Origin of the sequence: Bryobacter aggregatus MPL3 (assembly GCF_000702445.1) — a bacterium.
Classification (GTDB): Bacteria; Acidobacteriota; Terriglobia; order Bryobacterales; family Bryobacteraceae; genus Bryobacter; species Bryobacter aggregatus.
Window position 1 is genome coordinate 284,982 of the sequence record NZ_JNIF01000004.1, and the last position, 18,231, is coordinate 303,212.

An 18,231-nucleotide genomic window follows, 5' to 3' on the forward strand; every position below is an offset into this window, starting at 1 on the left:
TTCAAGTACTCCTAATCGATGTAGTGCAATTGGTTGGTGGAGAGAAGGACACGGCAGTAGGACGTCCATGCGTCCTGTTGTACAGGGTGTTGCTTCAGAAATGTGACGGCTGTTTCGATATCGACCGGGTCGGGGTCGCGAGTGAGGGCGAGGCGCCAGGCTCGGCGGACGTAGCCGGCGTCGCTCAGGCCTTCGGCGGAGAGCACCTGCTTGGCGAAGTCGGCGGCGCGTGCCGTTACGAACGCATTGTTCATGAGATAGAGAGCTTGCGGGGCAATGATGGTTTCTGATCTCGCGCCGGAACTGGTGGTGGAATCGACAAAGTCATTCAGCGACAGTGGAGTGGCGATGCCATTGCGATTGACAGGGAGATAGACGGTGCGGCGCTGGCTGGTGTCGAAGGGGGCTGGCGTATTGGCATCGCGCTTTCGTGGCGCGGGCGCCTCGACACGATCGAAGATGCCGCCCATGCGCAGAGAGAGGGTGCCGCCTAGTTGGAGGTAAGTATCGCGAAGCTCCTCGATGTCAATCCGGCGGCGCTTGAAGCGGCTCCAGAGCTTATTTCCCGGATCGATGCTCCACATTGCGGGAGTAATGCCGCTGTCACTTTGGTAGGCATTGGAGAGCATCAGGAGCCGGTGCATCGCTTTGATCGACCATCCGGATTCGACAAAGCGTGTGGCAAGGAAGTCGAGCAATTGGGGATGGGTGGGGGCATCGCCGGTGAGGCCGAAATTGTTCGGTGTGCGGACGAGGCCATCGCCGAAGTGCCAGCCCCAGATCCGGTTGACGATGACGCGCGCGGGAAGGGGATTGGCGGGATGAGTAAGCCAATCGGCGAGCTCCTTGCGACCGCTGCCAGGACCGTCCACCTTACTCTTGCCGCGGATGATCTCCGGAAAGCCGCGCTCGACTTCCGCTCCCGGATTGTCGTAACTGCCGCGAATGAAGATATGTTGCTTGAGAGCCGGACCTTCGCCGACAGAGTTTGCCATTGGGGGCGACGGAGGAAGAGCCGCAGTGAGAGCGGCGGACTGGTCCTTGAGCGCTTTCCATTCCGTGAGGATCGCCGCAGAGAGAAAGTCCTTGTGGCGCTCTTCTTTGAGCACAAAGGGACCATCGATGCTCGTAGGGTCATTGAGGGTGCGCGCGGGGATAATGATGTCGATGAAGAAGCGGGTGGACGGCTCGTTGAAGGCCTCTCGCGTTGCCGCGTCACCATACTCGATGTTGGGAGTCTTGGGCAGTTCTGTTTCGGCGAGAGCGGCCGCGTTGGTATCGGTTTTCCATTTGGTGAGGATGGGGCCCCAAAGTTTGGCGGTTTTCTCAAAACGGGCCGCGTAGACCTGGGCCAGTTTGTCGATGTCAGCCGCCTGCGCGTCCATCCACTCTTTCAAATGGGGCCGGAAGCCACCTGGCTCCAGATACCTGACCCAACCTTTCAGGATCTGGAGATCAAGGTTGTGCGTTTTCGCGAGCTCCTCAACATTCGCATTCTGGTGGTGAACCTTCCAGGCAGAAACCATGTATTCCGGAATGCGGGGGAAGAGGCGGGTTTGTGACGCGCTCCAGATTTCCGTATCGAGCAGCGCCGCGGCCTGCATATTCTTGGCCGCGATGCGGGCCTGGTGTTTCTTATAAACGCCATAGGCCTGCTGGTCGACGAGCGGCGTCAGATAGACGCTCGAGCCACGTTTGACTTGCTGCTCATAGCTCTGGGTATTCGAGAAGATGGCGGCGAGCGAGTAATAGTCTTTGGTAGAAATGGGGTCGAATTTGTGATCGTGGCAGCGGGCGCAGGCAACGGTGAGACCGAGGAATGCCTTCGATGTCGTGTCGATCTGTTCGTCGACAACGTCATAGAATTCCTTGCGCTTGTCGATTTCGACGATGGCCTTGGGACCGAGTCCCAGGAAGCCGGTGGCGACAATGCCTCTTGTGTTGACCGCGCTGCCGTCCTCGGCTGGCAGCAGGTCTCCGGCAATCTGTTCGCGGGTGAAGCGATCAAAGGGCAGGTCACGATTGAAGGCATCAATGACGTACTCGCGGTAGCGCCAGGCCTCGGTATAGGCCGCATTCTCATCGACCCCAGCGGTGTCTGCGAAGCGAGCAACGTCGAGCCAGTGGCGGGCCCACTTCTCACCGTACTGGGGCGAGGCGAGAAACTGATCGACGAGGCGGCTAAAGGCATCGGGTGCGGTATCGGCTAGAAAAGTCCGGATCTCCTGCTCCGTGGGAGGAAGGCCGAGTAGGTCGTACTTTGCGCGGCGCAGCAAGCTGCGCTTGTCGGCAGGCTTGGGCGCTGGCAGGCCCGCTTTCTCGAGTTTTGCCATAAGGAAGGCGTCGACTGGAGATTTCGCCCAGGCCGTATTGGCTACAAGGGGAATCCCGGGTTTTTGAATGGGCTGGATGGCCCAATGTTTGCGGCGCGCTTCTGGCCAATTCGGCGCTTGAGCGGTGAGGGCGGCCTGATAGGAAGGCAGTGCCGCGCCCATCTGCTTCCAGGCGTTGAGCATCGCGAGGTCGCTCGCGGCAAGTCTCCCGGTAGGAGGCATCTTGACGCGTTGCTCATAGCTGACGACGGCGAGGAGCCGGTTCACATCGAGAGCGGCGATTCCGCTGGTGGAGGAGAGGTCGATGCCGGCAGCTTTCATCTTGCTGTTGTGGCATCCGGTGCAGTTTGTCGCAAGGATGGGGCGGACTTTTGATTCAAAGAATTCTGCACCGGTGTCCTGCGCTTGCAGGGCACCAGTGCAGAGAACGAGGAGGACAAACTGGAACGGCTTCCGCATGTACAAGCTGCTTAGAAGCCGAGCCGGAATCCGAATCGGAAGTAACGTTCGTCGGTGAGCCGGCTGGGAGCGCTGACGCTGGTGATCTGCGTGAAGCCGCCGAGATTGCGAACGGAGCCATCGGGGTTTAATTGTAGATTCGAGACGTTCGCGCCGGGGTTGGAGAAGTGAGGCGTATTCGTGGCGTTGAGCGCTTCGGCCCGGATCTGCGCGGTGAAGCGTTCGGTGATCTTAAAGTCGCGGAAGATGCTGGCATCGAAGTTCACGACGCCTGGGCCACGGAGGGAGTTGTAACCTGCGGTGCCAAAGCGGACCGCGGTGACGGGAGCAAACGCGAGAGGATCGAAGTAGGACGCGATGCTCCCGTTGATGGCAACATTTGCTTTGACCTGGTCCGCACGCTGGGTGCTGCCCGGGGCATTGAGCGAAGCGCCTGAGGCGCTGACGGAGAATGGCGTGCCAGAGTACTGGCTGAAGACCCCATTGACGCGCCAGCCGCCGAGGATGGCAGAGGCGAAACTCGATTGCGCGAAGTGTTTGCCTTTGCCGAAGGGAAGCTCCGCGAGCATCGAGATCCGGAGGTTATTCGGGCGATCCGCCGGCATCAGCGAGCGGGTGAGGAAGCGGTACTCAGGGATCGGGATGGCCGGTTCGCCGTCACCCGATTCGCTGCAGCACATGCCCATCCACTTGGAACGTGTGTAGCTTGCCTGGAACGTGATGCCGTTGGAGAAGCGGCGATCGAGAGTGGTCTGGAAGGAGTGGTAGCTCATCGAGACAATAGGCAGAATGACGCGGGCGGCCGCAGTGATTCCGAGCTTGTAATAAGGCTGGCTCACCGCACCGCCTCCCACCTGGCCATAGTTCACGTTGTAGCGCGTGTGCTGGTGGATTGTCTTGGTGCCCACATAGCCGGCCGAGAGAACAAAGTTGCTCGGTAGCGTTTTCTGAATGGTTAAGTTTGCGGATTGGACATAGCCACGGACGTACTTCTCGTCATTGGTACTGAAGCTTGCTCCCGGCGGGAGCGGGATCACGCCCTTACTGATGTCTGGAGAAGCAATCTCGGGAATGCCCGCAGCGAGGGTGCCGACGGGCGTAAACGAATCGACCCCAGTGGCGCTATAGTCCACGCGAACCGGGTAGTTCGAGATTCCGTCGCGAGCCATATTGATCTGCTCTGGGCTGAGTGCGTAGCCGAGCCGGATGACAGTTGATTCCGTGGGGCGGTAGGCGATTCCGACTCGTGGGGCGAAGAGTAACTTTGAGACCTTGATGCCGCAATCGCGCGGAATGGGGCCGACGCCACAGATGAGATATTGATTCGTCTTCAGATCAAAACGTTCGATGCCGCGGTCTGCGCGGGTCGGGACGGGATAGTGTTCCCAGCGCAAGCCAAGCGAGAGGGTAAGCTTGCGTGTGGCCTGCCATTGATCACGGATGTAGAGGCTCTGCTGCCAACTGCGCAGCGTGATCATCGGCACGGTTTGACGGCTATTCGTATAGCTGACAGGGAGCCCGAGCAGGAAGTCTCCATAGCTGTTGAACTGATTGGGGCCGACGCCGCCAGGAAGACTTGTCACATTGCCGTTGAAGGTGAAGTTTGTGGGGGCGATCTCGAAATGATCCATGTGCTGGCGGTTGAGGTCAACGCCAAAGCGGATATTGTGCGAGCCTTTGATCCAACTGACGTTGCCAGTGTATTGGAAGGTCTTCTGTTTGTACTGCAGCGGTGTGTACGAGTAGCCATAGCCGCTATAGGTGCTGACACTGAACTGCGGCATGCCGCCATAGAGTGGGGTGGCGCCAAGATTCGTTCCCGGAATGCCGAGATAGTCTGAGCCGTATTTTTTATCGGTTCCGGGCGGGAAGAGAGTCTGGTCCACCAGTTGGAGGCCAAAGGTGCCATCGACGACAATATTGGGGCTGGCAACGTAGGTGACCGTGCCGGAGGGTGCGATGGTGCTGCCGTTCTGGATGTAGTTGGGGGAGCCGCCGAGGATCTCGCCGAAGATGGTGTTCTGGACGTTGTTATAGGGCTGCCGGGCAAAGCGCCCGACCACGCGCAGCTTAGACGTGGTGTTCCAGTCGAACTTTGTGTCGAGCTTGTGCAGGTCGTAGAGGATCGGGGTGTTGACGTAATAGTTGGAGACCAGCGCTCCGGCAATATTGGGTTGCGGAACGAGGGCGACCAGTTTGTTGACGATGGGGCTGATTCGGCTTGCCGGAATTGTCTTGTTCGGAAAAGGAGTACGCTTGCCGTTGAGGTCCAGGCTGGCTGGGTCGTAGATCTCATTGGGAGATGCGGTCATGATGCCTCTCCGGATATCGTTCGTGGGCACTGTGGTGAGCTGCGCTGAGCCCTGGCGGATGAGATCTGCCTCATAGCTGGCGAAGAAGAAGAGCTTGTTCTTGATGAAGGGGCCACCCAGTGTGGCGCCGACATCATTATTGACGAGCTTCGGGATGCCTTGCGATGCGGGCATGAAGAAGGGCCGCGCTTTGGTTGCACTATTGATGTGATAAGCGTACAGGGAACCATGGAGGTTATTGGTGCCGCTCTTGAGTTGTACGTTGACGCTGGCCCCTCCAGCCAGACCTTGCTCTGCGTCCGGGCTGGTGGTGACGACGTTGACAGTCTCGATGGCTTCGACAGAAGGCACATAGCTAGAGAAGAACTGGACCCAGGGATTGGTCGCGCTGACACCTTCGATGCGGAAATTGGTGCCGCTCCGGCTGGTGCCATTCGCGGTGATCTGCATGGACTTGGAAGGATTGTTGGTGCCGCCGCTGCTTGCCGAAGGGGGTGCGATGCCGGGCAGCAGCGCCAACATCCCTTGGTAGGTTCTGGTGGGCTGGGGAATGTTCTGCAGTGAGGTGGAGGAGATATCGGAGTGAACGTCGGCCTTGTCCGTTTGCAGAATGGCGGTTTGCGCGCTGATCTCGACACTATCGCTGACCGCACCCACTTCGAGAACGGCGTCAACGCGGACTACGGTGTTGAGTCGAACGATCACCGAAGATGCCACATGGCTGCGAAAACCGGCCTTCGCGATGGAGACGGTATAGGTGCCGGGAGGGATTGTGGAGATGGTATAGGTGCCGCTCGAGTTTGCTTCGAGTTCACGGGTTTGGCCTGTGGCTCCCTCGGTGATTTTGACGATTGCGCCGGCAACGGCAGCTCCAGAAGAGTCGGTGACATTCCCGACAAGAGAGCCGGATAGCACCTGGGCGTGGATCGGTTCATAGCTGCAGAGGAGCGAAGCGATCACGAGTAGAGACCGGGGAAATTTGTTCATGGGGTCCTGAAGTGGAGATTAAATATTAGAGATCATATACTCACGATCTATGAGCGGCAAGGGGATGAACCGTTTTCTTGAGATTCTTTCTCATTGGTTTGCAACGCTTGCAAAGAGACTGTTCGGGCTGGTGCTGATGGGCGGAGCGGTGCTGGCGCAGGAGACATCGGATGCGGTCTGCGCCAGCTGTCACTCTGCCATCGCGGAGAGCTATCGGGCAACAGGAATGGCGCAGTCCTTCTCGAAAGTGCGATCGACGGGAAGTCTCGCCACCGAAAAGGTATTCTTTCACGAGAAATCGAGGACTTACTTCTCGATCGTTCCGAGTGGCAAGCAGCTTCTCCATCGGAGATGGCAGGTGGATGCCGCGGGAAAGAAAATTCACGTCGAGGAGTTGCCGATCGATTACGTCCTGGGATCTGGCAATCACGCCAAGACCTTTCTCCATCGCAATGCGAAGGGCGCGCTGCTCGAATTGCCGCTCGGTTGGTATGCGGAGAATGGAGGGTTTTTCGCGATGAATCCGGGCTTTGATCATGCGGCGCCTGCTACCCGGCGCAAGGTGGACTATGACTGCATGTTCTGCCACAACGCCTATCCGCGGATTCCGGTGGAAAGTGTCGCAATTGGAAGCGAGCCGATTTATACCGGCGAAGTTCCGGAAGGAATCGGCTGTCAGCGTTGCCATGGGGATGGAACCCGTCATGTTGCTGCGGCGAAGCGTGCGTCTCCGCGCGCTGCGATCCGAGATGAGATTCTGAATCCTGCACGATTGCCCTCGAAGCAACAGGATCGAGTCTGCCTGCAATGTCATCTGGAGACGACCAGTGGTAGCTTGCCCAGCATGATCCGGCGATTTGAGCGCGCGCCTTTTTCGTACGGCCCTCGTGAAGAGCTGGAAGGGTATATTCTGCATTTTGATCATGCGCCAGGGACAGGGCATGACGATAAGTTTGAGATTGCGAGTGCTGCCTATCGTTTGCGGAAGTCCGCTTGCTACTTGAAGAGCGAAACCCTTACTTGTACGACCTGCCATAACCCACACGTGAAAGAGAAAACCCAGGCACTGGCCTCGTGTGGAAAATGTCATTCTGCGCAGAGCTTGCGCGCTTCCGGCAATCATCCGGAGGGTTCGGATTGCGCGAGCTGTCACATGCCCAAGCGGAGGACGGAGGATGTTGTCCATGTCGTGATGACAGACCACTGGATCCAGCGCCGTCCGCAGAGTGCAAATCTGCTGGCTGCGCGAGCGGAACCTCATCTCTCGAAAGAGGAGGAGTATCGCGGCGAAGTCGTTCCATACTTGTTTGCTCAGAAAGCGGACCCACTCTATGTCGCGGTGGCGCAGGTGATGCATGGGTCGAATTTGGAGGGAGGGATTCCTCGTCTGCAAGAGTTGCTGCGACGTTCGTCCGCCCCCGTTAGCGAGGCCTATGTGATGCTTGGCAACGCGTGGCAGCAGTTGCGGCGTCCAGCTGAGGCCGTGCCTGCATTTCGGGAAGCCGCCCGCTTGCAGCCGAAGTCGGCTCGGGCCCAGCGATTGTTAGGGATTGCGCTGCAGGAATCGGATGACGCGGCAGGCGCTCGAGAAGCCTTGCAGCGGGCGATCGCGCTAGATGCACGAGACGCTGTTGCGTGGCATCAGCTTGGACTGCTGGATTCCGCGGAGGGCCAGACCAAGACTGCTGTCGAGAAGGCGAGGAAGGCGATTGCAATCGATCCAGATCTGCTCGAAGCGAGGAATAGTTTAGGAGCGGGATTGGCGAAGCTGGGGGATCGCGCGGGCGCGGAAGCAGCGTTTCAAGAGGCGTTGCAGATTGATCCGTTCTTTGCGACGGCACATGGAAATCTCGGCCGGCTGTTTGCTGGCCGAGATGAGGCGCAGGCGCTTTTTCACTTTGAGACGGCCGTCCGGTTGCGGCCTGAATTTGCGCCAGATCAGTTTGAGTATGCGCTGGCGCTGATTCGGAAGAATGACTGGGAAGCGGCACGGACACATCTCGATACTGCGTTGCGGATCCAGCCCAATTTTGTAGAAGCTCGGGTGATCTCGGGAGGCATTTGGGCAAGAGAAGGGAAACTCGACCTGGCTCGGGCGGAGTATGAGCAGGCGTTAGCGATCCGGCCGGATTCTGGACGGGCACATCTCGATCTGGCGCGAGTGCTGATGGCGATGGGCGAGCGAGCGGGCGCGGTTCAGCACTTGAATGCGGCGGCGGTAAGTTCCGATGCGGATTCTGCAGCCCTGGCACGGCAGGCCTTACGGAATCTCGGGGCATCGCCAGAGTAAACCATGGTGTTCCGTCTGTTTCTGGGACTCAGGAACGGCTGGGCATTAGCACCCTCTTGAACCCTGTCGCACACTCCGCGCAAAACAACCCAAGGAGGAGAAGCAGCATGACGGGGAAGAAGGCGCTATAGGGTGCATCCGCCAGAACCAGGAGCGAGGGGATCGGTGTCAGAATGAGCGCAGTCACCACTCGAAGGGACGGCATGGAAGTTGTCTTGACCACGGAGACGAAGACGGGGAGCAGAATAATTTCATCCGCCACTCCCGAATGAAAGCTCACCAGCAGTCCACAGACCAGACTCGCCGCAAAAAGAAACTCATAGTTGCTGCTGCTCCACAGCATCCAGGAGATTGCGGCCAGTACGAGCGCCACAAGGAACATTTCCAGTGTGGGGCCGGCTTGCAACACGGTGACTAGCCCATGTAGATTCGGCATCATTGTGGCGCTAAAGTTGATCCAGGGGTCATGTAGTACGTTGGCATAGTTGAGGATGGAATCCACTCCGGCAACGCATATTCCCAGTCCCGTCAGCGCCAATGATCCTGTGGTTGCTCCGCCTAGTATCCACCAGCGTTTTTTCACCAACAGGAGTAGAGGCACAAAGAGAAACAGGTGGAACTTGATGGCGACCAGGGAGAGTACCAGTCCTGCGAGGAAGTCTCTGTCGCTTCTTGTGAGGAGGAGGGACGCCCCAAGGATTGCCAGCAAGAACGGGGTATCCTGTCCCCCGCAGATCGCTGTGAGCACTGGGATGCTCATTGCCATAAAGATAGGCAAAGAGGGGCACTCCCTGGAGAACCGGACGACGAACCAGATCACACTGGCAATGCTGGCGAGAGAAAACACAGCGTAAGCTGCGCGATAGGGAAGCAGCGCGAGCGGCTTCAGCAAGGCGGCATAGAAGGGTGGGCGGGTGTAGACGACAGATTCCATCTGCAGTCCAAGGACCTGCTGCACTACGGCCAGATTTTCCGCTCGAGAATAAAGGCCGGGTGTTCCGACCAGCGTGGCCCCGGTGTAGAGCTGTACGAAATCGTTTTCGCCTCTCCAGGCCCGGTCCCGTTGCAGGTAAGCCAGCGACAGTAGAAAGATGAGACCAGCGGCGATCGGGAACCAATTTAGAACAGCTTTCATCCTGGACTAGATCGACACAAAGAAGGAGAAGGGTTAGGGCTTCGCGCTCCTTGGCCAAACTGCGAGGCCCTTAGAACGGTAAATCGTCATCGTCGATAGGCTCTTCTTCTCGTCCGATGAGCCGCTTGAAGTAGATACTGGTGTCTTCGCCACGTGTTTTCCGGAATACTTCCAGCTTGAGATCGATCAGCTCGTGCAGACGGTTGGAAAGCTCGGAAAAGCGATCCAACTTCAGCCCACAGATTTCGAGTTCGTCCTTGATGTAATGGATGGTGTTCTCTGTAATCCCGCGATACTTCCACATCATGAAATTCGTGAACGATGGGCCGAGGATCCGGAGCGTGTACTTCAGCACGGGATTGCCAGAGCGGGCCGATACTGTGAGCTCCGCGTTCTCGATACGAACTTCATAGCTGCCGTCGGGGAGTAGATCGTTGCGGCGGAGCGGTGTGTGTGTGTCAGTTTGAACCAGATGATCGAAACGGCTCAGGTCAATTGCCGAATTGGCACGCTGGGAGGGTGTTTGCTGCAGAGAATTCATGTCGGTGTCAGTCTCCTGACACCCGTAGTGCAATCGTTGTGCCAATTCTCAGGCGATGGCGCTCAGACCGTTTCCAGTGAGAGTACCGGTTTTCATCAGACCATCCTTGATGTTGAAAATTCCGGGGAAGCGTGATTCCCACGCGCGGTTCGCGACGGGACAGTATTGGCGCGCATTGGCTTCGATGGCGGCGACACCAGGGACGTGTGCGGCCAAGCCTGCTGAGTGGATGAGGCTGGCGCCGGGGCAGGTGAGGTCCTGGACGCAAAGGAACATCTTGTATTTCTGTGCAACCGCGGCCATGAGCAGCGCTTGTGACTGGCCCTTACAGGCTTTCAGCGCCGCGCCGGAATAGCCAAGGTCGCGCGAATACATGAGGGTTTCCTGATCGGTGAGGGACTCGTCGATCACGACGGGCTTTAGCTTTGCCGCTTCGTGCATCACGTTGGCGCGGTCGGCTTTGAGGTCGCGCTTGGTCGGCTGCTCGATGTATTGGATGCGCTGGTAGGCGATTGCGTCCGAGGCTTGCACCTTCTTCAGCACTTCAATGAGATAGGCCACATTCGGACACTTTTCATTGAAGTCGAGCGAGTAGACCCAATCCTTGCGGCCGATCTTGGGCATGGTTTGGAGACAGGCGCGGTGGACGGCAAGGATGCGGTCCTGATCCCATTTGTTGTCTTCTCCATTCAACTTGATCTTGATGTTGCGCAGGCCGTTGAAGACGATCCATTCGTGGAAAGTTTCGGGGAGTCCGTCGCCCACCTTCTGTTTGATATCGGCCCTCTCAATCGGGTCGACTGCTCCCACCAGATGGTAGAGCGGCATCGTGGCCTTGGGCGACGCGGTCACATACTGGCTGAGATACTCGCCTTCAAATCCTTTTCCAAGATAATGGCTGAGATCTTTGCGCATGCAGTCTTTGCCATAAGTCTGGTAGCTGCTGCGATTGAGCAGCTTGCCATACGCATCATGGATGGCGGCGTCAAAAGGACTCATCACGACAAGCGAGCAGAGCTTGGGGATGGGCTCTTTCAGATTGCGCGAGATCTCGGCAGCGGCGGCGAGGAACTGATCTTCGAGCGCAACGCTGATGTCGATGGGATGGCCAGTCGCTTTCGATGCATTGGTGATGCGCTCGACTTCTGCCGCAAGAGACTTCATCGCGCCCAGCGTGTCGTTGTAGTTCATGACCTTGGATGGGAAACTCCAGACGTTGCCCATCGACATCGAACTGAAGCCTTTCTGCGATTTGCCAAGGCCGTCTTCGATGACCGTATGGACGTTCAGCATCGTGACCTTGTCGACGATGTTGCCACCGAACTTGATCGGGGTGCGATAGACGAAGTCTTCATAACTCGCCCGGATCTCTTTGACGCGGACTTCGGTTGTCTTGGCGCTGGCGTGGATGGCGAAGGGGAGTGCGAGGAGAGTTCGGCGGCTGAGTCGTTGAGTCACGTGAATAGTTTATGGGAACTTCGGTGGAAAGCGAGGTGTCTGATGGGGCAGGAGGCAAGACATATGTTTGAAACAGCGGTAATTCAGAACGAAAGTGGCCGTGGGCTCTTCAGCTTTTCAGGCTCGCTTCTGTTGCAGAGTGGCATTGCCGGGGGATTGCTGTGTCTCGGTTTGTGGATGCCGATCGCGCAGCCGGAACTGCCGGATTTGCGGATCGCGCCGCCTGCGCCCAGGTTCAAGGATGCGATCAAGGTCATTGCTTCGAGCGTGACCCAGCGTGCGGCGGCGCCGTTGTCACGACGAGTCTTGGAATACATCCCGCAAACGCGCCCGGCTGCTGCTGCGGCAACTGCCATCACGATGGATCAGCTCTTCGAAGCTGGGCCAGTCGTAGGTTCCTCCCCATTGATTCCGGGCGGAGTCGTGGGTTCGGTGCTTGGTCCAAGCATCGCTGTTCCCGCACCGCAGAAGCCGGTGGCGCCAGAGACGCCGAAAGCCGCACCTGCGGCGCCCTTGGCGATCGGCGGGAATGTGCTCGCCTCAAAACTGCTGCATCGCGTGACGCCGATTTATCCGGCGATCGCAAAGAACGCGCGCATTGAAGGTGTCGTGCAACTGCATGGTGTGATCACAAAGGACGGGCGCATTGCTGAGCTGCGAGTGCTCAGTGGGCACCCGTTGTTGGTGAATGCGGCGCTGGAGGCAGTGCGGCAGTGGGTGTACAGTCCGACGCTGTTGAACGGGCAGGCGGTGGAGGTGCAGGCTCCGATTGAGGTGCGTTTCCTGCTAAGCCGCTAGCTGGATTGTCCTTGCCAGGTGGTGCGGGCCAGCAAGAACAAGAACCGGCCCGGCGCTCCATCATACGCCGGGCCGGTTGGTCATCTGTGATTCGCTGATGGTCTATCGAGAGGCAGACGCGGAGGGCGATCCCGTGTCGATCACTTCGCTTTCCTTATTGCCCAGGCGGACCAGCATGAGAAGGACGAGGCCGAGCGCGGCGAGTCCCAGTCCAAAGTGGAGCGTGTGAGCCTTGATCCATTCCCCTGCATGGTCACCCATTTCCTGGCCGAGCCAGGCGAGGAAGAAGTAGCGGGGGATGCGGCCCGCAAGAATCGCGAGTGCAAAGTAAAGGGGACGGATGCCGAGTACGCCGGAACAGGCCACAAAAGCCTTGAGCGGCATTGGAATGACGGAGAGCGAAGGGACGAAAACAGTGATGAGTCCGTAGTGCGAGAACCAGCGGCGGAACTTACGGCCACGCTCGCCACTGGTTGCTTCTTCGAGATAGCGCTGGCCACCCTTGCGCGCGATCATAAACAAGATCATCGAACCGATGAGTGAGCCTACCGTAGCAAGGAAGGCGCAGAAATATCCAAGTGCCGGGGTGCGGTTTGCAATGACAACCAGCAGCGTGTCGACCACGCCGGGAATTGGAATTCCGGTGGAGTCCAAGGTGGCAATTAAGAAAAGACCAAAGGGCCCGAGCGTGACGAGCCATGCTAAAAACGCTTTCATTATCCTGTTTACTTCCCTAGAAGTCCGAGCAACTCGGCTTCCTCAATGATTTTGATTTCGAGGGCCTTCGCTTTATCCAGCTTAGAGCCCGCGTCCTCGCCCGTGACGAGGTAGGTTGTCTTCTTAGAGACACTTCCTGAAACTTTTCCACCTGCCTCTTCGATCAGTGCCTTGGCTTCCTCCCGCTTCAGCGTCGGCATGGTGCCGGTGAGTACAAAGGTTTGGCCGGTGAGTGGCCCGACTGTTTTGCCTTTCACCTCTTGTTCCATTGTGAGACCGGCTTCGCGCAGGCGTTGGACCAACTCCCGATTGCGATCGTCGCTGAAATAGAAACGGATCGCGGCCGCCACCTTGGGGCCAATCTCTTCGGCTCCCTGCAGCCGCTCTTCTGGAAACTCAGCAATGTCCTTCAGGTTGCCGAAGGTGTCGGCCAAGATCTGAGCCGTTCTTGAGCCAACGAACGGAATTCCGAGGCCGGCGATCACGCGCGCGAGAGGCCGCTTGCGCGAAGCATCAATATTCTGCACAATCTTTGCGGCAGACTTCTTGCCCATTCGCTCCAGCTCTTCGAGCTCTTCCAGCTTCAGCTCGTAGAGGTCGGCAACATTCTTGATCTTGCCTTTTTCCACCAGTTGATCCACCAGCACCTCGCCCATGCCGTCGATGTCCATGACGGTACGCGAGGCGAAGTGTTCGATCGATTGCTTCAGCCGGGCCGGGCAGTTGACGTTGCCGCAGCGGACGGCGACTTCTCCTTCCAGGCGCGTCACCGGGCCCCCGCAGATGGGGCACTCGGTGGGCATCGCAAAGCTTCTGCCCTCTGGCGCGGACGAAACCACTTTTACTACTTTCGGGATCACGTCGCCGGAGCGTTCCACCAGGACGGTGTCTCCGATCTTAAGGCCGAGACGTGCGATCTCTTCCTCATTGTGGAGCGTTGCCCGGGCGACCGTAACACCGCCGACCGCAACGGGCTGCAATGCTGCGACGGGAGTGAGCGCACCGGTGCGGCCCACTTGGATCAGAATGTCTTCGACGATTGTTTCCGCATCGCGTGCTGCGTACTTATAGGCAATCGCCCAGCGGGGGGCTTTAGAGGTGTAGCCCAACTTGCGCTGTTGTGGAATCGAATCGATCTTTGCGACCACACCATCGATCTCGTAAGGAAGCGATTCCCGCCGGACTTCAAACTCGTTGCAGAATGCGATCAGCTCCTCGACGTTGCTGCACAGGCGGCGTTCGGGGTTGACCTTGAAGCCGAGGCTCTTGAGATGTTCGAGCGAATCCCAGTGGCTGTCGAGGGCGGGTTGGCCATCGACAAAATAGAAATAGGTCATGTACTCGAGCTGGCGCGCGGCGGTGACGGTCGAGTCGAGGACACGGAGAGAACCTGCGGCGGAGTTGCGTGGATTCGCATAAAGCGGCAGTGCGTCTTGCTCGCGCTGTTCGTTCAGTCGTTCAAAGGCGCGGCGGGTCATGATGACTTCGCCGCGGGTTTCAAAAGCGCCGGACTGCTGGACCCGGAGCGGAAGGCTGCGAATGGTGCGGGCGTTTTCTGTGACGTCCTCGCCCACGCTGCCATCGCCACGGGTGATCGCCTTCTGCAGCCGCTCGTGATTGTAGTGGACGGCCATCGAGAGGCCGTCAAGCTTGAGTTCGGCGACATAGCGAAACGGCTCGTCACCAAGCAACTCGCGGACGCGGCGATCAAAAGCCAGGAGTTCGGCTTCGTTCAGTGCGTTGTCCAGGCTAAGCATCGGGGAACTGTGCGGCACTTTGACAAAGCCCTCGCGGGCCTTGCCGCCGACGCGGACAGTGGGAGAGCACTCGTTGGCCAGTTCCGGATGCGCTTGTTCTAAAGCCAGCAACTCACGCATCAACTTGTCGTAGTCGGCGTCCGAGATCTCGGGCGCGTCCAGAACATAGTATTGATGTTCGTGATGCTCGATGAGTTCGCGTAACGCGAGGATGCGCTGTGCGGGAGAAGATGCAGCTGATGCCATGAGGGCGCTAAGCTAACAGTTTAGCGAGACCCTTGACCTCCTATTTGATATTTAATCCGATTGCGGGCAAACTCAGGCGCAATCCGGGATTGATTCCCGCCGCTCTCGAAACACTGCGAGCTCAAAATGTTTCGGTGGAACTCCTCCCGACAACCGGTCCGGGGAGCGCCGCTGAATTGGCGCGCCGCTGCGTTCGCGAGGGTGCGGCTGCGGTTTACGTGGCGGGGGGCGATGGGACAATCAACGAAGTTGTGAATGGGATGGCTGGTTCGCAGATGCTGCTCGGGGTGTTGCCTGGCGGAACGGCGAATTGCCTGGCCGTCGAATTAGGCATCGGGACGGATTTATTGCGCGCCGCAAAGGCGGCAGGAAGCTGGAAGCCGCAGCGGATTGCGCTTGGGCTGTGCACGCCGGCGACAGGGGCGAGCCGTTATTTTGTAGCCATGGCTGGTGCTGGATTTGACGCGCAGATTGTCCGCGATGTCGACAAGAACGTGAAAAAGAAGCTGGGCAAGGTCGCGTATTGGATTGCTGGTTTTGGGGCTTCGCTGCGGCGCCTGCCGGAGTTGCATGTGAAGTCGAGCGAAGGGGAAAGCAAGGTCAGTTTTGCGCTCGCCAGCCGGGTGCGCAACTACGGCGGCGATCTGGAGATCGCAAAAACGATCCGGCTTTCCGACCCGAAACTGGAAATGGTTTTGTTTGAAGGGCGATTTGCGGTGCGGTATATGAAGTATCTGGCGGGAGTGTTGGTGAATCAGCATCGAGGGATGTCAGGCGTGCATGTGCATCTGGTCGACAAATTGGAATTGAGTGCGGCCAACGGGCAGCCGATCTATCTGCAACTCGATGGGGAAGAGTTTGGACAGTTGCCGGCACAGCTTGAGATCGTTCCCGACGCGTTGTCGATTCTGACCCCCGTGGCGCACTAATGGATCCCATCACTCATACTGCGGTTGGCTTCTCGATCGGCCAGGCGGGCGGCAAGAAGTTTACGCCCAACTGGCAGTGGATTGTCTTCTTTGCGGCCAGCGTGCCGGACGTCGATACCCTCGCATTCTTTCCCTGGAATGTGGACATCCTCAACTGGCATCGGCACTTCACGCATGCGATTTTCTTTGCGCCGTTGATGGCGCTGACGATCCCCATCGGCGTCCGTTATGTCTTTCGCCGCACGATCGACTTCATGGGCGCCTGGAAGCTGGCGACGATTTGTGTGCTGTCACACATCTTTGTCGACTGGCTTACCTTCCGGGGCGCGCGGATCTTTCTGCCCTTCGATGACCGGGCCTACTCGTTGAAGATCGAGTGGTTCCAGGATCCGGTGCTGTATCTGCTGCTGGGATTGGGTTTGTTTCTGCCTTTGCTGGTGAAGCTGGTGAATCAGGAGATCGGGGCAAAATCGAGTAGCGGCGCGGTGACGATGTGGGTGTTCATTCTGTTGAGCTTTGGTTGGTTTGGCGTTCGCTACTCTTTCCGGCAACAGGCTTTGACTGAGTTGGGCTCCCGGGTCTATGAGGGCATCGCGCCGTTACGCTACGATGTCTTCCCGGTCATCAATCCCCTCCAGTTTCGGGGATTGGTCGACATTGGAACGGCGATCAAGGTGATTGATGTCGATCTCTTCGACTACTTCGATCCGGAGAGCGGGCAAACCTACTTCCGTCCCAATCCAAGCGTGGCGTCCGGGTTGGCCTTACAGGCTGCAGGGCGGACTCATGCCGCGCAAATCTTCACCGCCTGGGCCCGCTGGCCGCGCTGGCAGGTGAACCGGTCTATGAATGATGATGCATGGGTGGTGATGATTGAGGAACTGGCCGCACAACCCGGCACGGCGCATCAACGAGTGGTGATCGAGCTGGATGAAAAGTACGGGGTGCTGTCGGAGCGCTACGAGCGCGGCCGGTCTCTCGACAAACGCTAAAATTTCGCGTTGTTGGCGAAATCGTCATACGATGGAGATCAATATGCGACAGATCACGCGTCTTCTCGGATTGACCCTGCTCGGGATTTCCCTGTTTGGCCAGAATAAGCTCACAAAAGAAGAAAAGAAGGAAGGTTTTCAACTTCTCTTCGACGGCAAGACCCTGAAAGGTTGGGAAGGCGAGCCCGACTTGTGGAGCGTTTCCAATGGCGAGATTGTTGGCAACACCGACAAGCGGAAGATTCCACATAACACCTTCCTGATTACCAAGAAGGAGTACTCGGACTTTGAACTGCGTCTTGACATGCTGATTCGCAATTACAATTCCGGTGTCCAGTTCCGCTCTGAGCGCCTGCCGGAATTCGTCGTCAAGGGTCTGCAGGCCGATGCCGCGGAGAAGAATTACTGGGGGGGCATCTACGACGAAAAGGGTACGCGTGGGATCATGGTGCATGGGTGGAAAGGGAAAGCCGAAACGGTAGTGAAAAATGGCGAGTACAATTCGATGATCATCCGCGCGAAGGGGCCGCATATCGAGATCACCATCAACGGGCTGAAGACGGCCGAACTGGACGACCCCACGAAGCTTTCCGGGATCATCGCCCTCCAACTCCATGCGGGACCTGGGATGGAAGCACGATTCAAGAACATCCGTCTCCTCGACCTCAGCAAGAAGTAATGCGTCTGGGGCTGTACGGGGGAACTTTCGACCCGATCCACAACGCACACCTTGCCGTCGCTGAGGCTGCATTGCAGACCTTTGAGCTCGATCGAATGTTGTTGATTCCCAATCGCTATCCGCCGCATAAGGAGTCTGTGACGGGCGCTTCTTATGTCGAGAGACTGAAGATGGTCCAACTGGCCTGCGAAGGGCACGAGGGCCTAGAGGCTTGCGATATCGAGAATCACGATGGCAAGAGTTATACCATTGCAACGCTCGAACAGTTGCGAATCCAGTATGGAGATCGTACGCGATTCTACTTCCTGATTGGCGCTGATGCCTTCGCCGAGGTTCTAACCTGGTACCGTGTGGCAGAGGTCTTCCGGATGACGGAGTTTATCGTCGCATCGAGACCCGGATTCCAATATGCAATTCCTCCCGCGGCGAAAGTACATCGGCTGGATTCTGTTCATTTCACTGGCAGTTCCACCGAAATTCGGCGGCAACTTGCTGCTGGAGCCGCGGTAGAGGGCTTGCCTTTCCGGGTGGCACAGTATATACAGGAGAACAGTTTGTATCAGAAGGGTCGAGTCAAAACCGCGTGATCTGGCACCTG

13 protein-coding genes are annotated in these 18,231 nt (G+C 57.9%); 6 read left to right on the forward strand and 7 right to left on the reverse strand.

All coding sequences use genetic code 11. From position 1 onward, the window contains the following. Positions 1 to 11 precede the first annotated feature (11 nt). Together M017_RS0120885 and M017_RS0120890 are read right to left on the reverse strand one after the other, a co-directional pair. Positions 12 to 2,792: a DUF1549 and DUF1553 domain-containing protein gene (locus M017_RS0120885; protein ID WP_031500133.1), complete on the reverse strand. Its 2,781-nt coding sequence runs from the start codon at positions 2,790 to 2,792 to the stop codon at positions 12 to 14. Between the two features lie 11 nt (positions 2,793 to 2,803). Further along, a complete protein-coding gene (locus M017_RS0120890; RefSeq protein WP_162180000.1) occupies positions 2,804 to 6,064 on the reverse strand; it encodes a TonB-dependent receptor in 3,261 nt (1,086 codons plus the stop codon). Between the two features lie 91 nt (positions 6,065 to 6,155). Here M017_RS0120890 and M017_RS0120895 point away from each other — a divergent pair, with 91 nt between their 5' ends. Next, positions 6,156 to 8,381 carry a tetratricopeptide repeat protein gene (locus M017_RS0120895; RefSeq protein ID WP_238325991.1) on the forward strand — a complete coding sequence of 742 codons (2,226 nt, stop codon included), beginning with the start codon at positions 6,156 to 6,158 and terminating at the stop codon, positions 8,379 to 8,381. A 28-nt stretch (positions 8,382 to 8,409) separates the two neighbouring features. Here M017_RS0120895 and M017_RS0120900 read toward each other — a convergent pair whose 3' ends face one another. The 3 genes from M017_RS0120900 to M017_RS0120910 form a co-directional block, all read right to left on the reverse strand. Next, positions 8,410 to 9,516 (reverse strand): glycosyltransferase family 87 protein, encoded by a 1,107-nt coding sequence (locus M017_RS0120900; RefSeq protein WP_031500136.1) that lies wholly within the window; start codon positions 9,514 to 9,516, stop codon positions 8,410 to 8,412. Between the two features lie 70 nt (positions 9,517 to 9,586). Further along, complete coding sequence (locus M017_RS0120905; protein ID WP_031500137.1) at positions 9,587 to 10,057, reverse strand: DUF669 domain-containing protein; 471 nt, start codon at positions 10,055 to 10,057, stop codon at positions 9,587 to 9,589. A gap of 48 nt (positions 10,058 to 10,105) precedes the next feature. After that, a complete protein-coding gene (locus M017_RS0120910; RefSeq protein ID WP_202901702.1) occupies positions 10,106 to 11,515 on the reverse strand; it encodes a mandelate racemase/muconate lactonizing enzyme family protein in 1,410 nt (469 codons plus the stop codon). Positions 11,516 to 11,578: 63 nt separating this feature from the next. Here M017_RS0120910 and M017_RS28065 point away from each other — a divergent pair, with 63 nt between their 5' ends. Next, on the forward strand, positions 11,579 to 12,313 hold the full coding sequence (locus M017_RS28065; protein ID WP_051670680.1) for an energy transducer TonB: 735 nt from the start codon (positions 11,579 to 11,581) through the stop codon (positions 12,311 to 12,313). A gap of 102 nt (positions 12,314 to 12,415) precedes the next feature. Here M017_RS28065 and M017_RS0120920 read toward each other — a convergent pair whose 3' ends face one another. Continuing rightward, positions 12,416 to 13,030 carry a YqaA family protein gene (locus tag M017_RS0120920; protein WP_031500140.1) on the reverse strand — a complete coding sequence of 205 codons (615 nt, stop codon included), beginning with the start codon at positions 13,028 to 13,030 and terminating at the stop codon, positions 12,416 to 12,418. A gap of 8 nt (positions 13,031 to 13,038) precedes the next feature. Beyond that, positions 13,039 to 15,033, reverse strand: a complete 1,995-nt coding sequence (ligA, locus tag M017_RS0120925) for an NAD-dependent DNA ligase LigA (RefSeq protein ID WP_031500141.1) — start codon at positions 15,031 to 15,033, stop codon at positions 13,039 to 13,041. 32 nt (positions 15,034 to 15,065) lie between these two features. Here ligA and M017_RS28070 point away from each other — a divergent pair, with 32 nt between their 5' ends. From M017_RS28070 to nadD, 4 genes are read left to right on the forward strand one after another with little or no spacing between them, the layout of a single operon-like run. Beyond that, positions 15,066 to 15,962 (forward strand): diacylglycerol/lipid kinase family protein, encoded by an 897-nt coding sequence (locus tag M017_RS28070; RefSeq protein ID WP_051670681.1) that lies wholly within the window; start codon positions 15,066 to 15,068, stop codon positions 15,960 to 15,962. Beyond that, entirely contained in the window at positions 15,962 to 16,954 is a 993-nt protein-coding gene (locus M017_RS0120935; RefSeq protein WP_031500144.1) for a metal-dependent hydrolase, read from the forward strand. The genes M017_RS28070 and M017_RS0120935 overlap by 1 nt, the downstream gene beginning before the upstream one ends. A 43-nt stretch (positions 16,955 to 16,997) precedes the next feature. After that, the gene (locus M017_RS0120940; protein ID WP_162180001.1) at positions 16,998 to 17,633 is read left to right on the forward strand and encodes a 3-keto-disaccharide hydrolase; all 636 of its coding nucleotides are present in this window, start codon (positions 16,998 to 17,000) and stop codon (positions 17,631 to 17,633) included. Next, positions 17,633 to 18,220: a nicotinate-nucleotide adenylyltransferase gene (gene nadD, locus M017_RS0120945; RefSeq protein WP_031500146.1), complete on the forward strand. Its 588-nt coding sequence runs from the start codon at positions 17,633 to 17,635 to the stop codon at positions 18,218 to 18,220. Before M017_RS0120940 ends, nadD begins: the two co-directional genes overlap by 1 nt. Positions 18,221 to 18,231 lie beyond the last annotated feature (11 nt).